This is a genomic window from Streptomyces sp. CA-294286, from assembly GCF_050947155.1.
GTDB lineage: Bacteria > Actinomycetota > Actinomycetes > Streptomycetales > Streptomycetaceae > Streptomyces.
This window is the reverse complement of sequence record NZ_CP192005.1, coordinates 1,262,623-1,280,787: the sequence shown is the minus strand read 5'-3', so window position 1 is coordinate 1,280,787 and position 18,165 is coordinate 1,262,623. Positions and strand designations below refer to the sequence as shown.

Genomic DNA, 18,165 nt, shown 5'->3' with positions numbered 1-18,165 from the left:
CCCGCGGGCCCCCGGGCGTCCACCGGGAACAGCCCCGGCCGACCGCCGAACGACGAAGGTGACGCACATGGGCACATCCGCCGCAGCACCGGGTCTGAGCTTCGACCTGCACGTGGAGACGCGCCGCGAGCGGACCCCGCGCCCCGGCACCGTCGTCAAGGCCGTCCTCCAGGCCGAGGCGCGCGCCGTCGGCGCGGACCCGACGGGCGAACTCCCCGCCGCGCACCTCGCCGTGGCACTCGCCGTCGACCTCGCCCCCGACCGCGATCCGGGCACCAGGGAAGCCCTCGCGCACACCCTGCTGGCGCTGCCCGACGGGGCCTCCTTCGCGCTGATCGGCACCGGCGGCGGCTACCCCTTCGACGGGGGCTGGGCCGTCGCCGACGCGGACACCCGGGGGGAGGCCGCCTTCACCGCCGTCTCCCGCAAGCCGTACGACCCGCCGGGAGCACAGGGCGCGCAGGACACCGGGCTGGCCGGGCTGCTGGCAGCCGCCCGTGCCCGCTTCGCCGTCCGCCCCCTGCCGGTACGGCACCTGCTGCTGTTCTCCGACGGCACCGCCCCCGTCGGCCCGCTCGACGACGAGATAGCCCGCTGCGCGGGGGAGTTCACCTGCGACGTGCTGGCTGTCAGCGGATCCTGGGACCCGCACGCGCTGGTGACCGTCGCCCGGAACCTGTACGGGGAACGCGGCCTGGCCCCCGAGGCGTTCGCCCCGTACGCCACCTCGCTGATCGCCGCGCGGCGCCGCATCCGCAGCCCCGAACTCACCCTGGAACTGACCCTGCGCACCGGAGTCCGACTGCTCGAACTCCAGGAAACGGAAGGGCAGTTGCTCTCCACTGCGGTACGCCCCAACCCCGGCCGGCCGGGCCGGTACCAGCTGCCCACCTACCAGTGGGACGTCGGCAGACGCGAGTACCTCCTGCAACTGGGCGTCGACGCCCACACGGAACCGCTCGGCGTCGACCTGCAACTCGCCTCGGTCGCCCTCGGGGACGCCGTGACCCCGGTCGTCGTCCGCTGGGAGACCCGGCCTCGCTTGATGTCCGCCGAGGAGCGGGTCAGCACCGACGACAACCTCACCGTCACCCTCGCCGACGCGCTCGGCCGGCTGCGGCAGGAACTCGACCGCGGGCAGCTCGCCGCGCACCGCAATCGGCGCGACTCCGCCGAACGCCACCTCGGCGCGGCCGCCCAGCTCGCCCACCAGCTCGGCATCAGCTGGCCCCTGGACCGCATCCGCGCCATCGCGGACATCGACGACGCGGCCCGCGGCATCGTGCGCCTGCACGAGAGCTACGACCAGGACCGGCTGCGCGCCGACATCCTGACCGGCGGCGACGCGGGCACCGCCCAGGACCTCCTGCGCGACTACGCCCACGGCGTCGAACGCCGCTGCCCCCGTCCGAGCTGCCGCAAGCTCGTGGGCCTGCCCGCGGCGTACTGCATCACGTGCGGAGAACGCCTGCGATGACCGACCAGCCCTCCCCGCCCGCGACCGCGCCCGCGACCCCGCCCGCCCCCGGCCGTCTGCGCCGCTGGGGGCACGCCCGGCGCACCGGCTCGCGCACCCGCCACCTCCTGGAACGGCACCTGGCGCTCGCCCTGGTGCTCTCCCTCGTCGGCGCCGGATCCCTGCTGGTCTCCTACCGCGCGGCCGACCGTGCCGCCTACGAGCTGCGCACCGCCGCCGCGCCCGCCGTCGTCGACGTGGCCTCCACCCGTCTCGCCCTGCTGCGCTCCTACGAGGAGGCGCGCGCCTCGGTGGACTCGGGACTGGCCCCCGTCGTCGACGCGGGGGAGGAGTACCGCGCCCAGTGGGCCGTCGCCTTCCAGGGCCACGCCAGGCTCGCCCGTAACCAGATCGACGGGTCCCGCGGCAAAGCGATCATCGAACCCCTGTACGGCCTGATGGGGGCGTACGCCCAGTCCGTCAACCTGGCCACGACCCGGCAGGTCGACGCGACGCACGCCGACGAACTCCTGCGCGAGCAGCGGCTCCGCGAGGCCGACTACGTGCTCCGGCGGCCCGTCACCGGGATGGTGTCGCGGCTCGACCTGCTCCAGGCGAACCAGCTGGAGAAGGTGGAGGCCGACGTCTCGTTCGGACCCGCACGGTACGCGGGCTGGGCGGTCGCCGAACTGGCGCTGGTCGCCCTGTTCGTGACGGTCCTGTCCGCCCTGCGCGTGCTGCGCCGCCGCTGCGGGAGACGCTACGAGCTCTCTCTCGTCGCCGCACTGCTGCTCACCGCCGCCCTCGCGGTCCTCCCGCTCTGGGCCGCCGCCGTCACCCACCACCGGCTGGACGCATCCCACCGGGCCCTGCGCGCGCTCGCCACCGACGCGGTGAGCGCCTCGCCCCGGGTCGAGAGCGCCCAGCAGACCCTCGCCGACCGCATTCCGCGGGTCCACGCCGGGCTCGCCGACGACGGCCGTCCCCCGTGGGTCCACTACTCGATCCTCACCGGCGGCGTCCTGGTCTGCGTACTGCCCGTCGCAGGCTGCGCCCGCAGGCTCAACGCCGACTACTGGAGGGCAGCCGGATGACTCCGCACCGCACCCGTCCCGCACGCGAGGCCCTGCGCGGCGTGGTCCTGCTCCTCGCGCTGCTGCTGCCGGTCACCGCCTGCGCCCTGGCCGCGCCGGGCGACCCGGCCGACGGTGAGAAGGTCGTCGTCCTCGGCCCGTGGACCGACAAGCAGGAACACCAGTTCACCGAACTGCTCAAGGGCTTCGGCATCCCGTTCGCCTACCAGGGCACCGCCGCCCAACGCGAGATGCTGCTCTCCCAGGTCCAGACGGGCACCGCGCCGCACGTCGCCATCATGCCCGGGGTGGGCGAGCTGGCCGAGTACGCCGAGACGGGCCGGCTCAAACCGCTGGACGAGCTCCTCGGCGAGGAGGAGCTGAAGAAGTACGGACCGCCCTGGCAGCCCCGCACCGCCGACGGCATGACGTACTGGGTCCCGGTGAAGGCCAACCTCAAGAGCATCGTGTGGCACCGCAGGGGCGTCGTCCCGCCGGCCGGACCGGTCGGGATGGCGGCCTGGTGCACGGGCATGGGCGACGACGGGGCGTCCGGCTGGCCCGGCAGCGACTGGATCGAGGACATCGTCCTGCAGTCCCAGGGCCGCGACGTGTACGAGAAGTGGGCGACGGGCCACGTGGACGTGCCGTGGACCCACGAGCGGATCGTCCGCGCCTGGCGGGCCTGGGGCGCGATGGCCGCCGCCGACCCCGAGGCCGCCGAGCGCGCGCTGCACACCGACCACCGGGGCCGCACCCCCCGGGGCGGCGGACTCCTCTTCGACGAAGGAGGCTGCTCCCTGGAGCACCAGGGCTCGTTCGCCCCCGCCTTCTACGGCGAGCGGACAGCCGAGGCGGACTTCACCGACTCCGCGCCCCTGCTGCCCGGCGGCCCCTACCGGCAACGGGGGTACGAGGTGTCCGCCGACTTCGCCGTCCTGTTCGACGACACCCCCCTCGCCCGCGAACTGCTGAAGAAGCTGGTCTCGCAGAAGGGGCAGGCCCGCTGGGCGGGCACCGGCGAGGGCGGCGTCTTCTCGGCCCGTTCCGACGTCGCCCCCAAGGGCGGCGGCCCGGACCAGCAGACCGCCCTGCGGCTGACCGGCGGCACGGGCAGCGTGCGCTGCCTGGACGCCTCGGACGTGATGTCCCCCGCGGTCCGGGACGCCTTCTACGACGCCACGCTCCTGCACCTTGCGGACACCGAACCCGACCCCGGCGACCGGCGCCTGAAGCAGCGGCTGGCCGACATCCAGAAGGTGCAGGAGGAGCACAAGGAGAAGCGAGAGCGGGAGGGCAGGCTGGGGACGAGCCTGTCCGGGGTGTGCGAACCGCGCTGACGGACCCTTCCGTGTGCAGGAAGCCACACCGGGCGCCCTTTGTGACCTCTTTACAAAGAGCCCCCGGCGCGAACAGGGACTTCCCTTCCTCCCCGACACGGTTCTGTCCGTCCCCCACAGGGATACGGCCCGGAGACTGTGCAGAGTCGACGGACCGTTTTCTTGTCGTTCTTCGTAGGGTCGACACATGACCGTTTTGGATACTCCGGGCGCTCCGGGCGAGCCCACCGACTCCCGTGGCCGGGTGGCCGAGCTGCTGGCGCTGCGTGAGCAGGCCGTACAGGGCCCGAGCGAGCGGGCCACCGAGGCGCAGCACGCCAAGGGCAAGCTGACCGCCCGCGAGCGCATCGAGCTGCTTCTCGACCCGGACTCCTTCCGTGAGGTCGAGCAGCTCCGGCGGCACCGGGCGACCGGTTTCGGCCTGGAGAGCAAGAAGCCGTACACCGACGGTGTGATCACCGGTTGGGGCACGGTCGAGGGCCGGACGGTCTTCGTGTACGCGCACGACTTCCGGATCTTCGGCGGTGCGCTGGGCGAGGCGCACGCCACGAAGATCCACAAGATCATGGACATGGCCATCTCGGCCGGCGCCCCGCTGGTCTCGCTGAACGACGGCGCGGGGGCCCGCATCCAGGAGGGCGTCTCCGCGCTCGCCGGGTACGGCGGCATCTTCCAGCGCAACACGCGCGCCTCGGGTGTCATCCCGCAGATCAGTGTGATGCTCGGTCCGTGTGCGGGCGGCGCGGCCTACAGCCCGGCTCTCACGGACTTCGTGTTCATGGTCCGCGAGACCTCCCAGATGTTCATCACCGGCCCGGACGTGGTCCGCGCGGTGACCGGCGAGGAGATCACGCAGAACGGGCTCGGCGGGGCGGACGTGCACGCCGAGACCTCGGGCGTCGCGCACTTCGCGTACGACGACGAGGAGACCTGCATCGCCGAGGTCCGCTACCTCATCTCGATGCTGCCCTCCAACAACCGCGAGAACCCGCCGACGGTCGCCTCCGAGGACCCCGCGGACCGGCGCGGCGACGTCCTCCTGGACCTCGTCCCGGCCGACGGCAACCGCCCGTACGACATGCGCAAGGTCATCGAGGAGCTCGTCGACGACGGCGACTTCCTGGAGGTCCACGAGCGCTGGGCCACCAACATCCTCTGCGCACTGGCCCGCCTGGACGGCCAGGTCGTGGGCATCGTCGCCAACCAGCCGCAGTCCCTCGCGGGCGTCCTGGACATCGAGGCCAGCGAAAAAGCTGCCCGGTTCGTCCAGATGTGCGATGCCTTCAACATCCCCCTCGTGACGCTCCTCGACGTCCCCGGCTTCCTGCCCGGCGTCGACCAGGAGCACGGCGGCATCATCCGGCACGGGGCGAAGCTGCTGTACGCGTACTGCAACGCGACCGTGCCGCGCATCTCGCTCATCCTGCGCAAGGCGTACGGCGGTGCGTACATCGTCATGGACTCCCAGTCCATCGGCGCGGACCTCACCTACGCCTGGCCGACCAACGAGATCGCCGTGATGGGCGCGGAGGGCGCGGCCAACGTGATCTTCCGCAAGCAGATCGCGGAGGCCGAGGACCCCGAGGTCATGCGGGCGCGCATGGTCAAGGAGTACAAGGCCGAGCTGATGCACCCGTACTACGCGGCAGAGCGCGGGCTCGTGGACGACGTGATCGACCCGGCCGAGACCCGCCAGGTCCTCATCTCCTCCCTCGCGATGCTGCGCAACAAGCACGCGGACCTCCCCTCGCGCAAGCACGGCAACCCGCCCCAGTAACTTCCTTCCCGCACCTCGGTGCCGCACCATGACGATACGGAGACCACGAAACCGATGAGCACCCCCGCCGATACGGCTGCCACGAAGAACCTGCTGCGCGTCGAGAAGGGCGAGGCCGCCCCCGAGGAGCTGGCCGCGATCACCGCGATCCTGCTCGCGCGGGCCGCCGCCCGCCCCGCCGAGGTCTCTGCGCCGCACGGCCGCACCGCTGCCGGCTGGCGCCGGCTGGAGCGCACGCCGGGCTTCCGCGCACCGCACAGCTGGCAGGGCTGAGCACACCCGTCGCGCAGGCCGAATGGCCCGGCCCCCCTCGAAGCGAGGGGGGCCGGGCCATTCGGCGTACGTCCGCGGGCCAGTGCCTGGGGAGCGCGGGGGACTCGGCGACCGGCCGCCGCCCGCCGCGCCGAGACCGCCCCAGGGGCGCACGGGCAGGGCCCGTCCACCCCAGGAGACCCCGGGACGACGGGCCCTGCCCACAGCCTGTGCGGCAGTGCTACCGCAGCCGGGCCATCAGCGCGTGCTCGACCAGCGTGATCAGCGCGCTCTTCGCGTCGGCCCGGTGCCGGGCGTCGGTGGTGATGATGGGGGTGTCGGGCCCGATCTGGAGGGCCTCGCGGACCTCCTCCGGGTTGTACGGCTGGTGCCCGTCGAAGCCGTTGAGGGCGATGACGAAGGGCAGGCCGCTGTTCTCGAAGTAGTCGACCGCGGGGAAGCAGTCCGCGAGGCGGCGGGTGTCGACCAGGACGACCGCGCCGATCGCGCCGCGCACCAGGTCGTCCCACATGAACCAGAAGCGGTCCTGACCGGGCGTGCCGAACAGGTACAGGATCAGGTCCTGGTCCAGCGTGATGCGGCCGAAGTCCATGGCGACGGTGGTCGTCGTCTTGTCCCCGGTGTGGGTGAGGTCGTCGATCCCGGCCGAGGCGGAGGTCATGACGGCCTCGGTACGCAGCGGGTTGATCTCCGACACGGCTCCGACGAACGTCGTCTTGCCGACGCCGAAGCCGCCCGCCACCACGATCTTCGCGGAGGTTGTGGAGCGGGCTGCTCCGCTGCTAGAGCTTGCGAAGTCCACTGAGCACCCTTTCGAGCAGTGTCACGTCTGGCTGACCACCCGCGGCTTCGTCGCCGCCGGGCTGGTGGATGGCGACGAGTCCGGCCTCTGCCAGGTCGGCGACGAGGATTCGGGCAACGCCGAGGGGAATGGAGAGCAGTGCGGAGATCTCGGCGACCGACTTGATCTCACGGCACAGTTGGCAGATCCGCTGGTGCTCGGGCAACTGCCCTTGCAGCCGTGCCGGTTCCGCCGTGGTGTGCACCAGCGCCTCGATGGCGAGCTGGTAGCGGGGCCTGGTACGGCCGCCCGTCATGGCGTACGGGCGCACCAGGGGATTGTGGGTGCCGCCGCCCGAGGACGCGGGCGAGCCCGCGCCCCGGACACCGCCCGCCCGCGGCGGGGCCGAGCGGTTGCCGGGCTGCTGCGGTGCGCGGTGCTGCCCCCCGTGGTGCGGAGGCTGCGGGGGTTGCTGCTGGTAGGGGTGCTGCTGGTCGTACCGCCGACCGGACCCGTCCGGGCGCCCGTTCTGCTCGTACGGTGAACGGCTGGGCGTGGAGGGGAAGTTGAACCGGTTCTGGGAGGGGTCGCCGGGACCCCCCTGCTGACCTCCCTGGCCCTGGACCGGGCCACGGCCATAGGGCCAGTCGGCCGACGAACCGTTTGGGGGCGTTGCCACGTTCTCCTCCTCCGACTGCACTGCGGGCGCCATTCACTGTGGGGCCACGTCCCCGAACCCTAAAGCCCGGGGACGCCCATGCGCACGGGGTGTCTGCTAGTTGAGAACACTTGTGTCCGCTTGTTCGACCGTTTGCGAAACGGTCGGCAGTGGCTGTGCGCTAGTTGAGCAGACTCCCCTGGAGCTCTGCCCGGAGGTCCGGGGTGAGGACGGTTCCGGCCCGGTCCACGAGAAGTGCCATCTCGTAGCCTACGAGGCCGATGTCGGCGTCGGGGTGCGCGAGCACCGCCAGCGAGGATCCGTCGGAGATGGACATGATGAAGAGGAAGCCCCGCTCCATCTCCACCACGGTCTGGTTGACGGCGCCGCCCTCGAAGATCCGAGAGGCGCCGGCCGTCAGCGACGTCAGACCGGAGGCCACGGCCGCCAGCTGATCGGCACGGTCGCGGGGGAATCCTTCGGACATCGCCAGCAGGAGTCCGTCGGCGGAGACCACCACCGTGTGGGAAACACCGGGGGTGTTGTCCACGAAGTTGGTGATCAACCAGTTCAGATTCTGCGCCGCCTGGCTCATCGGGCTCACACTAACGCTCCTGGTTGTAGGTACTACCCGGTCCACTGTGCTGATCGTAAGTGGCCGCTTGGTTCTGGTCTGTTCCCGCGCTGCGTCCCTGCTGGACACCGCGCCGCAGGTTGCTCAGCCTGCCCCGTACGTCCTCGGGTGCGCGGGAGACCTGGGGGCCGCCCTGCGGAGCCTGCTCCGCTGCGCCCTCGACCAGGTTGGCCTTGGGCACCCGCTTGGGGAGTCCGGAGGGAGTGATCCCGCCGGCCTTCGGGTCCTTGAGCTTCTCGGCCCGCGACCAGCGCTCGTCGTTCGACGTGCGCCAGCCGCCGTCACCCGTGCCCGTCGCCGTGCCCGGGTCCGCACCGTCCTGCCCTGCGGCGGGCCGCTGCGGGAGCTGCGCCCGGGGCGCCTTCTCCTGCTGCTCCGGCTCGGTGCGGCCGGCGGACTTGCTGTGCCGGCTGAGCATCGACTCCTGGCCGGGCTGGCTGCCGCGGCGGGGGAGGCCGGCGTCGGTCAGCCCGTGACCGGCACGCGGTGCGGGAGAAGCGGTTCCCTGACTGTCGAAGCCTACGCTCTCCGCGTCCGCCCCGGCAGGGGCGGACGAAGACTGCGCGGATTCCGCTTCGGACTCGTACGAGGGTTCGTATGCGGCCGGGAAACCTTGCCGCTCGGGCCAGTTGGCCTGGTGGGACGAGGAATCGAAGTTCTCGTACGCAGGTTCCGCGTTGTCGTACGTGGGTTCCACATACCCCTGTTGCGGCTGCTGCGACTGCTGTTGCGGAACGTAGCGCTCGGTCGAGCCGAAGGAGTCCCGCGGGCCGAAGCCGTCGAAGCCGGGCGTGGGGGTCTGGGGCGCCTGCGCGGCCGGGAAGCCGTTCTGGTCGTACGAGGGCTGCTGCGGCTGACCGTACGGGTCGTACGCCGCCTCCTGGTACTGCTGCTCCCCGTACTGCTGCTCCCCGTAGCCGGGCGAGGGCTCCGGGTAGCCCTGCGGCTCCGCTGCGTCCTGCACCTCGTCGCGGAACAGCGGGCGGTCGTCGTCCGCTCCGCCGCGGCCTTCCAGGGCGGCCCTGCGCTCCTCACGGATCCGCGAGCGGTTCACCGGATCGAGCGGCATGCGGCCGGACTCGTCCTGCCCGCGCTCGTACTGCGAGTCGTCGAAGCCGAGTTCGGCGGCGGTACGCATCGTGGAGTGGTCGGGGCCCGGCTGCTCGGGGGCCGGCTGCTGGGCCGCCATGATCGACGAGACCGTGAAGTCGTCCGCGTGGACGTCCTCGCCGCCACCGCCGTGCGTGATCGCGTCCGGAAGCATGACCAGCGACGTCGTGCCGGCCTGCTCGCCCGAGGGACGGAGCTGGACGCGGATGCCGTGCCGGTCGGCGAGGCGGCCGACCACGAACAGGCCCATGCGCTGCGAGACGGCGGCGTCCACCGTCGGCGGGTTGGCCAGCTTGTGGTTGATGTCCGCGAAGTCCTCGGCGGTGAGGCCGATGCCCTTGTCGTGGATCTCGACCATGACGCGGCCGTCGGGCAGCCGGGTCGCGGTGACGCGGACCTTGGTCTGCGGCGAGGAGAACGTGGTGGCGTTCTCCAGCAGCTCGGCGAGCAGGTGCACCAGGTCGGTCACGGCCTGGCCGTGGATCTCCGACTCGGGCACACCGCTCAGCTCGATGCGCTCGTAGTTCTCCACCTCGGAGGAGGCGGCGCGCAGCACGTCGACGAGGGGGACCGGCTGGTTCCAGCGGCGGCCCGGCTCCTCGCCGGCGAGGACGAGGAGGTTCTCGCCGTTGCGGCGCATGCGGGTGGCCAGGTGGTCGAGCCGGAACAGGCTCTCCAGCTGGTCGGGGTCGGCCTCGTTGTTCTCCAGGTCGGTGATGAGGGTCAGCTGGCCCTCGATCAGCGACTGGTTGCGGCGCGAGAGGTTGGTGAAGATCGCGTTGACGTTTCCGCGGAGCATGGCCTGCTCGGCGGCGAGCCGCACGGCCTCGCGGTGCACCTGGTCGAAGGCGCGGGCGACTTCGCCGATCTCGTCGTGCGAGGTGATCGGGATGGGCTGCACGCGGGTGTCCACGCGGCCCGGCTCGGTGCGCGACAGCTGGTCCACGAGCATCGGCAGGCGCTGCTCGGCGACGGCGAAGGCCGCCGTGCGCAGGCGCTTCATGGAGCGGCTCATCTGGCGGGCGATCATCCCGGCCAGGACGAACGCCGCGAGGAGCGCGATCACGACGACGGCGCCGTTGATGATGGCGTCGTTGCGGGCGTCGGCGGAGATCTGCGCGGCCTCGTCCACCGCCTTGGTGACGAGCTGCTCCTCGACCTCGGTGTAACCGTCGAACTTCGCGGTGGAGGCGGCCATCCAGGTGTCGGGCACGATGCCCTTCCTGGCCAGCGCCTGCTTGCCCTTGCCGGTGGCGATCTCCTGGCCCATGCCGGTGAGGATCGAACCGTCGGCGCCGCGCGGCGGCGTCGGGAAGTCCTGCCCCGCGGCGGTCGCGCGCGCCTTGGCGGTGGCGAGCTTCTGCTCGCCGTCCCGGGTCTTGCCCGCCATGACGTCCTTGAGCAGCTGCTCGTCGGCGGCGGTGCTGCCCGAGACGAACTCGCCGAGGGCGATGCGCTCCAGGTAGGTGTACGAGGTGAAGGCGACGGTCTGCGCGGCCTTGACGTCCTCCTCGCCGCTCGGGCGCACCAGCAGGTGCATGCCGATGGAGCGCTGGAGGGAACCCGCCGCCTTGGCCAGCTGGATCGCGTAGACGGACCGGCCGTAGCTCGTGACGTTGCCCGTGTCCAGGCTGAGCTCGTTCGCCAGCTCCATCAGGGAGTGCTGGACGACGACGTAGCCCTCTTCGGTGGCGACCGGGCCGATGCCCTTCGCCTCGTCCTTGCGGGCCGCCTCGACCTGCGCGGTGAAGGCCGTCTTGCGGATCGAGTCGAGCTTCGGCTCCTCCTCCTGGAACTTCTTCAGCCGCCGCTTCAGCCCGTCGCTGGGCAGGTCCGTGGCGACTTCCCTGAACTTCCTGGCCGCCTCGTCGGTCGCCGCGTAGGCCTTCTTGACCTCCGGGCTGTCGCGCTGCCCGCTGAGCAGCGGCTGGGCCGTCAGGTCGCGCTCGTTGAGCAGCGCGTGCCCGTACTCGGCGGCGGAGCGCACGATGAGTGCGGTCTTCTCCGCGTCCTGGGCCTGCCGCCAGGTCTGCACGGAACCGTTCACCTGGAAGCCGCCCATCACGAGGGCGACCAGGACGGGTATGAGGAGAATCGCGTTCAGCCGGGTGGCCACCCGCCAGTTGCGGGGGGACATCCGGCTGGAGCTGCCACCCGCCGGCGCGGCGGACGCCTCAGCGACAGGCGGCGCCGCGGCGTGCGACGGCGGCGTGAAGTTGCCCCGCGCCTGCTGCTCTGCGGAGCCGTTCTTGCTTCGCCTCACTCGACCAACAACCTCTCGGCGTCGGCACCTACGCTGTGCCGGTTTTCGTTCAGGGCTGTACTTACGGCTGTGCCTGTTCAGGACGGCTGTACCTACTCAGGAGTTTCGCCGAATTCCAGCACGCCCGACGGTTCCGGGCCAAACAGCCGGAAGGCAGCGTTCCTAGTGGCCCATCCCTCAGATAAAACGGGCATAAAGAACGAGCCCCGCCAAAAGGCGGGGCTCGTGTGAGCGCAGCGACACCGTACGACCGCGCCGGGTTGCCTTGCTCGTGCAATTCTCTTTCGAAACGTTATGAACTCCGTGACCAAACAGGGGCGGAGAGTGTCGTACGCCACAGTCCGTCCCTGTTTGGCTACGGCAACTGCCGTACGCCGCGCCCCACTTGTGCCCTACTTGAGCCGGGCCATCAACGCGTGCTCGACCAGCGTGATCAGCCCGCTCTTCGCGTCGGCCCGGTGCCGGGCGTCGGTGGTGATGATGGGGGTGTCGGGCCCGATCTGGAGCGCCTCGCGGACCTCCTCGGGCGTGTACGGCTGGTAACCGTCGAAGCCGTTGAGGGCGATGACGAAGGGCAGGCCGCTGTTCTCGAAGTAGTCGACCGCGGGGAAGCAGTCCGCGAGGCGGCGGGTGTCGACCAGGACGACCGCGCCGATCGCGCCGCGCACCAGGTCGTCCCACATGAACCAGAAGCGGTCCTGACCGGGCGTGCCGAACAGGTACAGGATCAGGTCCTGGTCCAGCGTGATGCGGCCGAAGTCCATCGCCACCGTGGTGGTGGTCTTGCCCCCGGTGTGGGTGAGGTCGTCGATGCCCGCCGAGGCGGAGGTCATGACGGCCTCCGTACGCAGCGGGTTGATCTCGGAGACCGCACCCACGAACGTCGTCTTGCCGACGCCGAAACCGCCCGCGACCACGATCTTCGCCGAGGTCGTGGAGCGGGCCGCTCCCGTCGCGCCGTCCGAACTAGAGCTTGCGAAGTCCACTGAGCACCCTTTCCAGCAGCGTGACGGCCGGCGTTCCGTCGGCGTCCGCGCCCTCGCCCGGCTGGTGGATGGCCACCATCCCGGCCTCCGCCAGGTCGGCGACGAGGATGCGCGCGACGCCGAGCGGCATCGAGAGCAGCGCCGAGACCTCGGCCACCGACTTGACCTCGCGGCACAGGTGGCAGATCCGCTGGTGCTCGGGGAGCAGCGTGGACAGGTGGGCCGGATCGGCGGTGGTGCTGACCAGCGCCTCGATGGCGAGCTGGTAGCGGGGACGGGTCCGGCCGCCGGTCATCGCGTAGGGGCGAACCAGCGGCTGATCGCCCTCGTACTCGTACGGGGCGTCGAGATGCGCGCCACCGTACGAATCGTGTGAGGCGGGGGGCGGGGTCATGGGTCCTCCGGGCATGACAGCAGGGGGTCGGCGTGCCGTCTGACTGGGCCGGTGGGGGATTCGGTTGACGGCCAGGCGGTGTGAGGGGCTGGGGGGAAGCCCCTCCTGATGAGGGGTACTGCGGGGGTACGGCGGTGCGCGGCTAGTGCAGCAGGCTGCCCTGCAGTTCCGCGCGCAGGTCCGGGGTGAGGACCGTCCCCGCCCGGTCGACGAGCAGGGCCATCTCGTACCCCACCAGACCGATGTCGGCGTCGGGGTGCGCGAGCACCGCCAGCGAGGAACCGTCCGAGATCGACATGAGGAAGAGGAAGCCGCGCTCCATCTCCACCACGGTCTGGGCGACCGGGCCGCCCTCGAAGATCCGGGACGCTCCGGCCGTCAGGGAGGTCAACCCCGAAGCCACGGCCGCGAGTTGGTCGGCTCGGTCACGCGGGAAACCTTCGGACATAGCCAGAAGGAGTCCGTCGGCGGAGACCACCACCGTGTGGGACACCCCTGGGGTGTTGTCCACGAAGTTGGTGATCAACCAGTTCAGATTCTGGGCCGCCTGGCTCATCGGACTCAACTAACGCTCCTGCTGGTGAGTGGGGTCAACGGTGCGGAAGGTGCCAGTGGTTCCGTTGGAACCGGCCTGGCGGCCCTGCTGGATGCCCCGACGAAGATTGGTCAGCCGGCCGCGTACGTCGTCGGGCGCACGGGAGACCTGCGGACCTGTCTGGTGGTTCTGTTCCTGCGCGGTGCCCGGGACCAGGTTGGCCTTCGGGACCCGACGCGGAAGTCCTGAGGTGGTGACACCGCCGGCGGCGGGCTTGCGGACCCGCTCGGCCTGCCGGACGAGTTCGTCGTTCGGCGAGGGCCGCCAGCTGACCTCGCCGGCCGGTTCCCGTTCGGGAGCGGCGGCGGGCTGCTGCGGCACGGCGGGGGACTGCGCCTGCGCCTGGGCCTGCTGAGGCCGACCCGGCTGGCCCTGCTCGCCGTGGAACCAGTTCGACTCCAGCGTGTCGAAGAGCGGCGTACGGCCGTCCCCCGGACCCGCGGCAGGCGGCAGCGAATCGGGGCGCTGGGGGGACCTGCCGCCCTGCGGCTGACGCTGCTGCGGAGCGAACTGGGCGGATCGACCGGGCTGCTGGGGCGGCACCGGGAGGCTCGCGACGGGACGCGGCGCGTCCGGCGTCTGCGGCATTCCGGCGGGCGGGGCCGGCAGGGGGCCGTCGAGCTCGGAGAGCCCGTACTGGCCGGCCTGCGGCTGCGCCGGGAACTGTCCCGTCCGGTGCTGACCGGTGTCGTACGGGTCGACCCGGTGCTGACCGGTGTCGTACGGGTCCAGCTGGTGCTGCCCGGTGCTGCCGCCGTCCTGCGCGCCGCGCACGTCGGGACGCTCGAACTGGCCGGTGGCCGACGAGAGGTCGCCCTGCGGGAACTGTCCGGTGGACGCGGGGTCCTGCCCGCCGCGCCGGCCGTCCTGCGGGGCCTGCGGCTGCGGGGTCTGCGGGAACTGCCCCGTCGACGCCGGGTCCTGGTAGCCGGCGCGCGACTGCGGGAACTGGCCCTGGGGGAACTGGGGCTGCGGGAACTGACCGGTGGCCGCCGGGTCCTGCGGTCCGCGGGCGTCGACCTGCGGGAACTGGCCCGTGCTGCCCGCTCCCTGCGGTCCGCGCACGTCCGCGCGCTCGAACTGGCCGGTGGCCGCCGGGTCCTGCCGTACGTCGGGACGCTCGTACTGTCCGGTCGTCGACGAAGCTTGGCCGGGCGGGGGCCCGTTGAAGTCCGGGCGGTCGAACTGGGCGGTGGCGCCGGGACCCTGGCGGTCCTCCGCCTCCTCGTGGCCGCGCGGCGCGTCCGGGTTCTGGTGCGGCCGGGCGCCCCACCCCGCGGCCTGGGCCTGCTGCGGGGGACGGGGGGCCTGCGGCGCAGCCGGGTTGCCGCCGGGCAGCTCCGCACGCGGACCGCCGGCCCGGGGGAGCGGCGCCGGGCCGCCGTGCTGGTCCTGCGACGCGGTCTGGCGTACGTCCTCGCGCCCGCCGCGGCCCCCGCCGAAGGCGCCGGCGAGACCGCCGCCGCCCCGCTTCGGGGGACCGGCCGGAGCCGGGTTCGCGGCGAGACCGGCGCCGGGCGTACGGCCGGGCAGCGCGGTCCGCGCACCCGAGCCCGCGCCGACCTGGGGGCGGGACGGCTCGGCGCCGATCGCACCCTGACCGGCCTGCGGCCCGCCGGGACGGCTGCCGGGACCGCCGCCCGCGCCGGGGCCGCCGGGCAGTCCCGCACGCGCACCGGAGGGACCGGCGGGCATCTGCGGAGCGCCGCCCTGACCGCCCGGGCCGCCGGGCTTGCCGGGAAGCTTCTTGCCGCCCTGGGCGACATCGACCGGCAGCATGACCAGCGCGGTCGTACCGCCGGAGTCCGAGGGACGGAGCTGGATGCGGATGCCGTGTCGCAGGGACAGCCGGCCGACCACGAACAGACCCATGCGGCGGGACACCGAGACGTCCACCGTCGGGGGAGCGGCGAGCCGCTCGTTGATCGCGGAGAGGTCCTCGGGGGAGAGACCGATGCCGGTGTCGTGGATCTCGACGAGCACCCGGCCGTCGGGCAGCGCGTGACCGGTGACGCGCACCTTGGTCTGCGGCGAGGAGAACGACGTGGCGTTCTCCAGCAGCTCGGCGAGCAGGTGCACGAGGTCGTTGACGACGCGGCCGGCGACCTCGGTCGACGGCACCGAGGAGAGCTCGATGCGCTCGTACTGCTCCACCTCGGAGGCGGCGGCGCGGAGCACGTCGACCAGCGGCACGGGCCGGGTCCAGCGGCGGCCGGGCTCCTCGCCCGCGAGGACGAGGAGGTTCTCGCCGTTCCGGCGCATGCGGGTCGCGAGGTGGTCGAGCTTGAAGAGGGAGGAGAGCTGGTCCGGGTCGGCCTCGCGGGACTCCAGTTCGGAGATGAGCGAGAGCTGACGCTGGATGAGGCCCTGCGAACGCCGCGAGAGGTTGGTGAACATCGCGTTGACGTTGCCTCGCAGCAACGCCTGCTCGGCGGCGAGTCGTACGGCCTCGCGGTGCACGTCGTCGAACGCGGAGGCCACGCGGCCGATCTCGTCCCGGCTGTGCACGCCGACGGACTCCACGGAGGTGTCCACGTCCTGCGGGTCGGACTCGGAGAGCGCCTTGACGAGTTCGGGCAGCCGTTCCTGCGCGACCCGGGTCGCGGTGTCCTGGAGGCGGCGCAGCGAACGGATCATGGAGCGGGCCACCACGAAGGCGCCCACGAGCGAGACGCCGAGCACGAGGAGGATGACCGCACCGGAGATGATCGTGGAGCGCTCGGAGTCCGCCTGGAGCTCGCGTGCCTTCTGCTCCATGTCGTTGAGCAGCGTGGCCTCGATGCGCTTCATCACCTCGATCTCCATGCTGGCCTGGTCGTTCCAGTCCTGGTACGACCGCTTGGGGGCCGCCTTCATGGCGCCCTCGGTCGACAGGACGAGGCTCGCGTACTTGTCGGCGCGCTTGGAGTCGGGGTTGGAGTTCTGCAGGACGTCCAGCAGGGGCAACGACGCGTCGCCGTAGATCCGGCGGAACGTTTCGAGCGCCGCCACCTCGTTCAGCAGGGCGGTGTGACCGGAGAGACGGTCGCTCTCCACGAGGCGGGTGTCCGAGTTGGGGCCCTCGGGCGTGGCCGGCAGCGCCGCGGCGATGATGGCGCGCTGCACCGAGGCGTATTCCTTGGCCGAGGAGAACGCGGCGAGTGCGCGGGTGCGGGTGATCATCTCCGGGCTGGAGGTGGCCTGCGCCATGTCCTGGGAGAGGCTGAGCAGGGCGGTGATCATCCCGCTGTAGGCGCTGACGGTCTGGGCGTTGCCCGCGCCCGCGCCGGCCTGGAACGCGTCGGCCCGCACCGACTGCAGGGAGTTCAGCCGGACCGAGATCTCGCGGAGGCTGCCTCGGATGCTGTTGAGGGCCTGGTCGGACTCGTCGCCCGCCGCGACCTCCTTGGTCCCGCGCAGGAACGCGGCCCGGACGCGGTCGGTCTTGTCCGTCTCGGCCTTCACGACCGGAGCGGTGCGGGGCGTGCCGTTGGCGAGCGGCCCCGCGGTCTTGTCGCGCTCGTTCTGCAGTGCCGCGGCGAGGTCGGTCGCCTGCCGCGTCATGTCGGTCAGCAGCTGCATGTGCTCCAGCTGCTGCATGTCGTTGAGGGACTCGTTGATGCGGAGCGCACCGAGCGAGGTCGCCGCGACCACGGGAAGGGCAAGCAGCGAGACGAGGCGGGTGCTGATGCTCCAGTTGCGCAGGGATATTCGGGTGCCCGCGCTGATCGGCTTGGGAGCCTTGGCGGCCTTCGGCTTGGCACCGCCGGCCGCGCTCGCGGACTCCTGGCCGCCACCGCCGCCGAACGCGTTGCCGCCGCCGAACGCACCGCTGCCGCGGTCACCGCCCGAACCGCCGTGCTGGGCGGCCCCGGGTGCTCCGCCGGCCTGCGCCGGGTCCCTGTCCTGGGGGGTCCGGGCGTGCTGGGGCTGGGGCGATGAGCCACGGTCGGTCCCGCCGCGCGGCTCCTGCTCCGCCGCAGCGCTGCCATCCCTCTTGAAACGTCCCTGCACTAGCGTCGCAACCTCTGGACCAGGCGTTCCGCCGCAGAGCGGCCGAACGGTGTCGAGTCGTGGGGTACCGGATCGTCCCCATTGGGTGGTCGTGAGTGACCGCGGTCCGGGGAATTCCAGCACAGTGCAGGATCTCCAACAAGGCCCGTGTTTCGCGGTACGGCCGGAGTGACGCTTTGTGTCGACCGGGTCACCAGTCGTAGAGTCCTTATCGGTATCAAACGGGCAATTACTGACGAGTCACTTAGGGGTGGGGGGTGCCCCGGTCGCGCCCCACACGGGATGATCGGGAGCGGAATGGTGCCTTCAGGCATGCAATGTCCGTTTCCCTCCGCAAGATCAACAGCCCGAATTGCGACATTTGCCCAACAACCCGTGAGCAAACTCACACGAAGATCCCCGCACATTCCCGGCTTTGGCCGGGAAGCGGATGTTTAGCCTGACGCTTTACAGGGATTGCGAATCCGACCATCGGCGCCCGCGCGGCGCCCTCACGAATAGGCGCGACCTGCACATGACGACGAAGACGGCGAAGAAGTCGGCCCCTGCGATCCGCAACCTGGCCAACCCGCAGCGCACGACGCTCGCCCACCTGGACTCCTCCGCCACGCCCAAGACGGCCGCCCTGCCCCAGTACGCCCAGGAACTGCCCGCCGTCACCGCGAACGCCCGCCGCACCGTCCTGATGGTCGCCCCGGAGGCCCAGCAGCTCCCCGAGGCCGTCTCCGCGTAACGCGGCCCCGCGCCGCGCGCCGGAGCCCCGCACGCCGAACGGGGCGAAGTCGCCACCCCCACCCGCGTTAGCCTGGAGCGTCAGACTTCCGCCAGCTCA

General features: G+C 71.8%; 14 protein-coding genes. 6 read left to right on the top strand and 8 right to left on the bottom strand.

The window, feature by feature from the left end; all coding sequences use genetic code 11:
* Positions 1-67 precede the first annotated feature (67 nt).
* The 5 genes from ACQPZG_RS10295 to ACQPZG_RS10275 all read left to right on the top strand — a co-directional run bounded on the left by ACQPZG_RS10295 (position 68) and on the right by ACQPZG_RS10275 (position 5,919).
* A complete protein-coding gene (locus ACQPZG_RS10295) occupies positions 68-1,477 on the top strand; it encodes a hypothetical protein (RefSeq protein WP_433545508.1) in 1,410 nt (469 codons plus the stop codon).
* On the top strand, positions 1,474-2,550 hold the full coding sequence (locus ACQPZG_RS10290; RefSeq protein WP_433545507.1) for a hypothetical protein: 1,077 nt from the start codon (positions 1,474-1,476) through the stop codon (positions 2,548-2,550). Before ACQPZG_RS10295 ends, ACQPZG_RS10290 begins: the two co-directional genes overlap by 4 nt.
* Positions 2,547-3,869 (top strand): extracellular solute-binding protein, encoded by a 1,323-nt coding sequence (locus ACQPZG_RS10285; RefSeq protein WP_433545506.1) that lies wholly within the window; start codon positions 2,547-2,549, stop codon positions 3,867-3,869. Before ACQPZG_RS10290 ends, ACQPZG_RS10285 begins: the two co-directional genes overlap by 4 nt.
* Positions 3,870-4,056: 187 nt before the next feature.
* Positions 4,057-5,646 (top strand): acyl-CoA carboxylase subunit beta, encoded by a 1,590-nt coding sequence (locus tag ACQPZG_RS10280; RefSeq protein ID WP_433545505.1) that lies wholly within the window; start codon positions 4,057-4,059, stop codon positions 5,644-5,646.
* 54 nt (positions 5,647-5,700) lie between these two features.
* Positions 5,701-5,919: an acyl-CoA carboxylase subunit epsilon gene (locus ACQPZG_RS10275; RefSeq protein ID WP_185034324.1), complete on the top strand. Its 219-nt coding sequence runs from the start codon at positions 5,701-5,703 to the stop codon at positions 5,917-5,919.
* A gap of 220 nt (positions 5,920-6,139) precedes the next feature.
* On the opposite strand, the gene ACQPZG_RS10270 is transcribed toward ACQPZG_RS10275, so the two are convergent.
* From ACQPZG_RS10270 to ACQPZG_RS10235, 8 genes are all read right to left on the bottom strand, one after another.
* The gene (locus tag ACQPZG_RS10270) at positions 6,140-6,721 is read right to left on the bottom strand and encodes a GTP-binding protein (RefSeq protein ID WP_185034326.1); all 582 of its coding nucleotides are present in this window, start codon (positions 6,719-6,721) and stop codon (positions 6,140-6,142) included.
* Positions 6,702-7,379 (bottom strand): DUF742 domain-containing protein, encoded by a 678-nt coding sequence (locus tag ACQPZG_RS10265; protein WP_433545504.1) that lies wholly within the window; start codon positions 7,377-7,379, stop codon positions 6,702-6,704. The genes ACQPZG_RS10270 and ACQPZG_RS10265 overlap by 20 nt, the downstream gene beginning before the upstream one ends.
* A 160-nt stretch (positions 7,380-7,539) precedes the next feature.
* A complete protein-coding gene (locus ACQPZG_RS10260) occupies positions 7,540-7,953 on the bottom strand; it encodes a roadblock/LC7 domain-containing protein (RefSeq protein ID WP_030980891.1) in 414 nt (137 codons plus the stop codon).
* A gap of 10 nt (positions 7,954-7,963) precedes the next feature.
* Positions 7,964-11,365: a nitrate- and nitrite sensing domain-containing protein gene (locus tag ACQPZG_RS10255; RefSeq protein ID WP_433545503.1), complete on the bottom strand. Its 3,402-nt coding sequence runs from the start codon at positions 11,363-11,365 to the stop codon at positions 7,964-7,966.
* Positions 11,366-11,757: 392 nt separating this feature from the next.
* Positions 11,758-12,351: a GTP-binding protein gene (locus ACQPZG_RS10250; protein ID WP_185034333.1), complete on the bottom strand. Its 594-nt coding sequence runs from the start codon at positions 12,349-12,351 to the stop codon at positions 11,758-11,760.
* Complete coding sequence (locus ACQPZG_RS10245) at positions 12,332-12,745, bottom strand: DUF742 domain-containing protein (protein WP_185034334.1); 414 nt, start codon at positions 12,743-12,745, stop codon at positions 12,332-12,334. The genes ACQPZG_RS10250 and ACQPZG_RS10245 overlap by 20 nt, the downstream gene beginning before the upstream one ends.
* A 142-nt stretch (positions 12,746-12,887) precedes the next feature.
* The gene (locus ACQPZG_RS10240) at positions 12,888-13,301 is read right to left on the bottom strand and encodes a roadblock/LC7 domain-containing protein (protein ID WP_185034582.1); all 414 of its coding nucleotides are present in this window, start codon (positions 13,299-13,301) and stop codon (positions 12,888-12,890) included.
* Between the two features lie 9 nt (positions 13,302-13,310).
* Positions 13,311-17,333 carry a nitrate- and nitrite sensing domain-containing protein gene (locus ACQPZG_RS10235; protein ID WP_433545502.1) on the bottom strand — a complete coding sequence of 1,341 codons (4,023 nt, stop codon included), beginning with the start codon at positions 17,331-17,333 and terminating at the stop codon, positions 13,311-13,313.
* Positions 17,334-17,847: 514 nt separating this feature from the next.
* Between ACQPZG_RS10235 and ACQPZG_RS10230 the strand changes: the two genes are divergently transcribed.
* Positions 17,848-18,066, top strand: coding sequence for a hypothetical protein (locus ACQPZG_RS10230; RefSeq protein WP_433545501.1), 219 nt, complete (start codon positions 17,848-17,850; stop codon positions 18,064-18,066).
* The last annotated feature ends 99 nt before the right edge of the window (positions 18,067-18,165 follow it).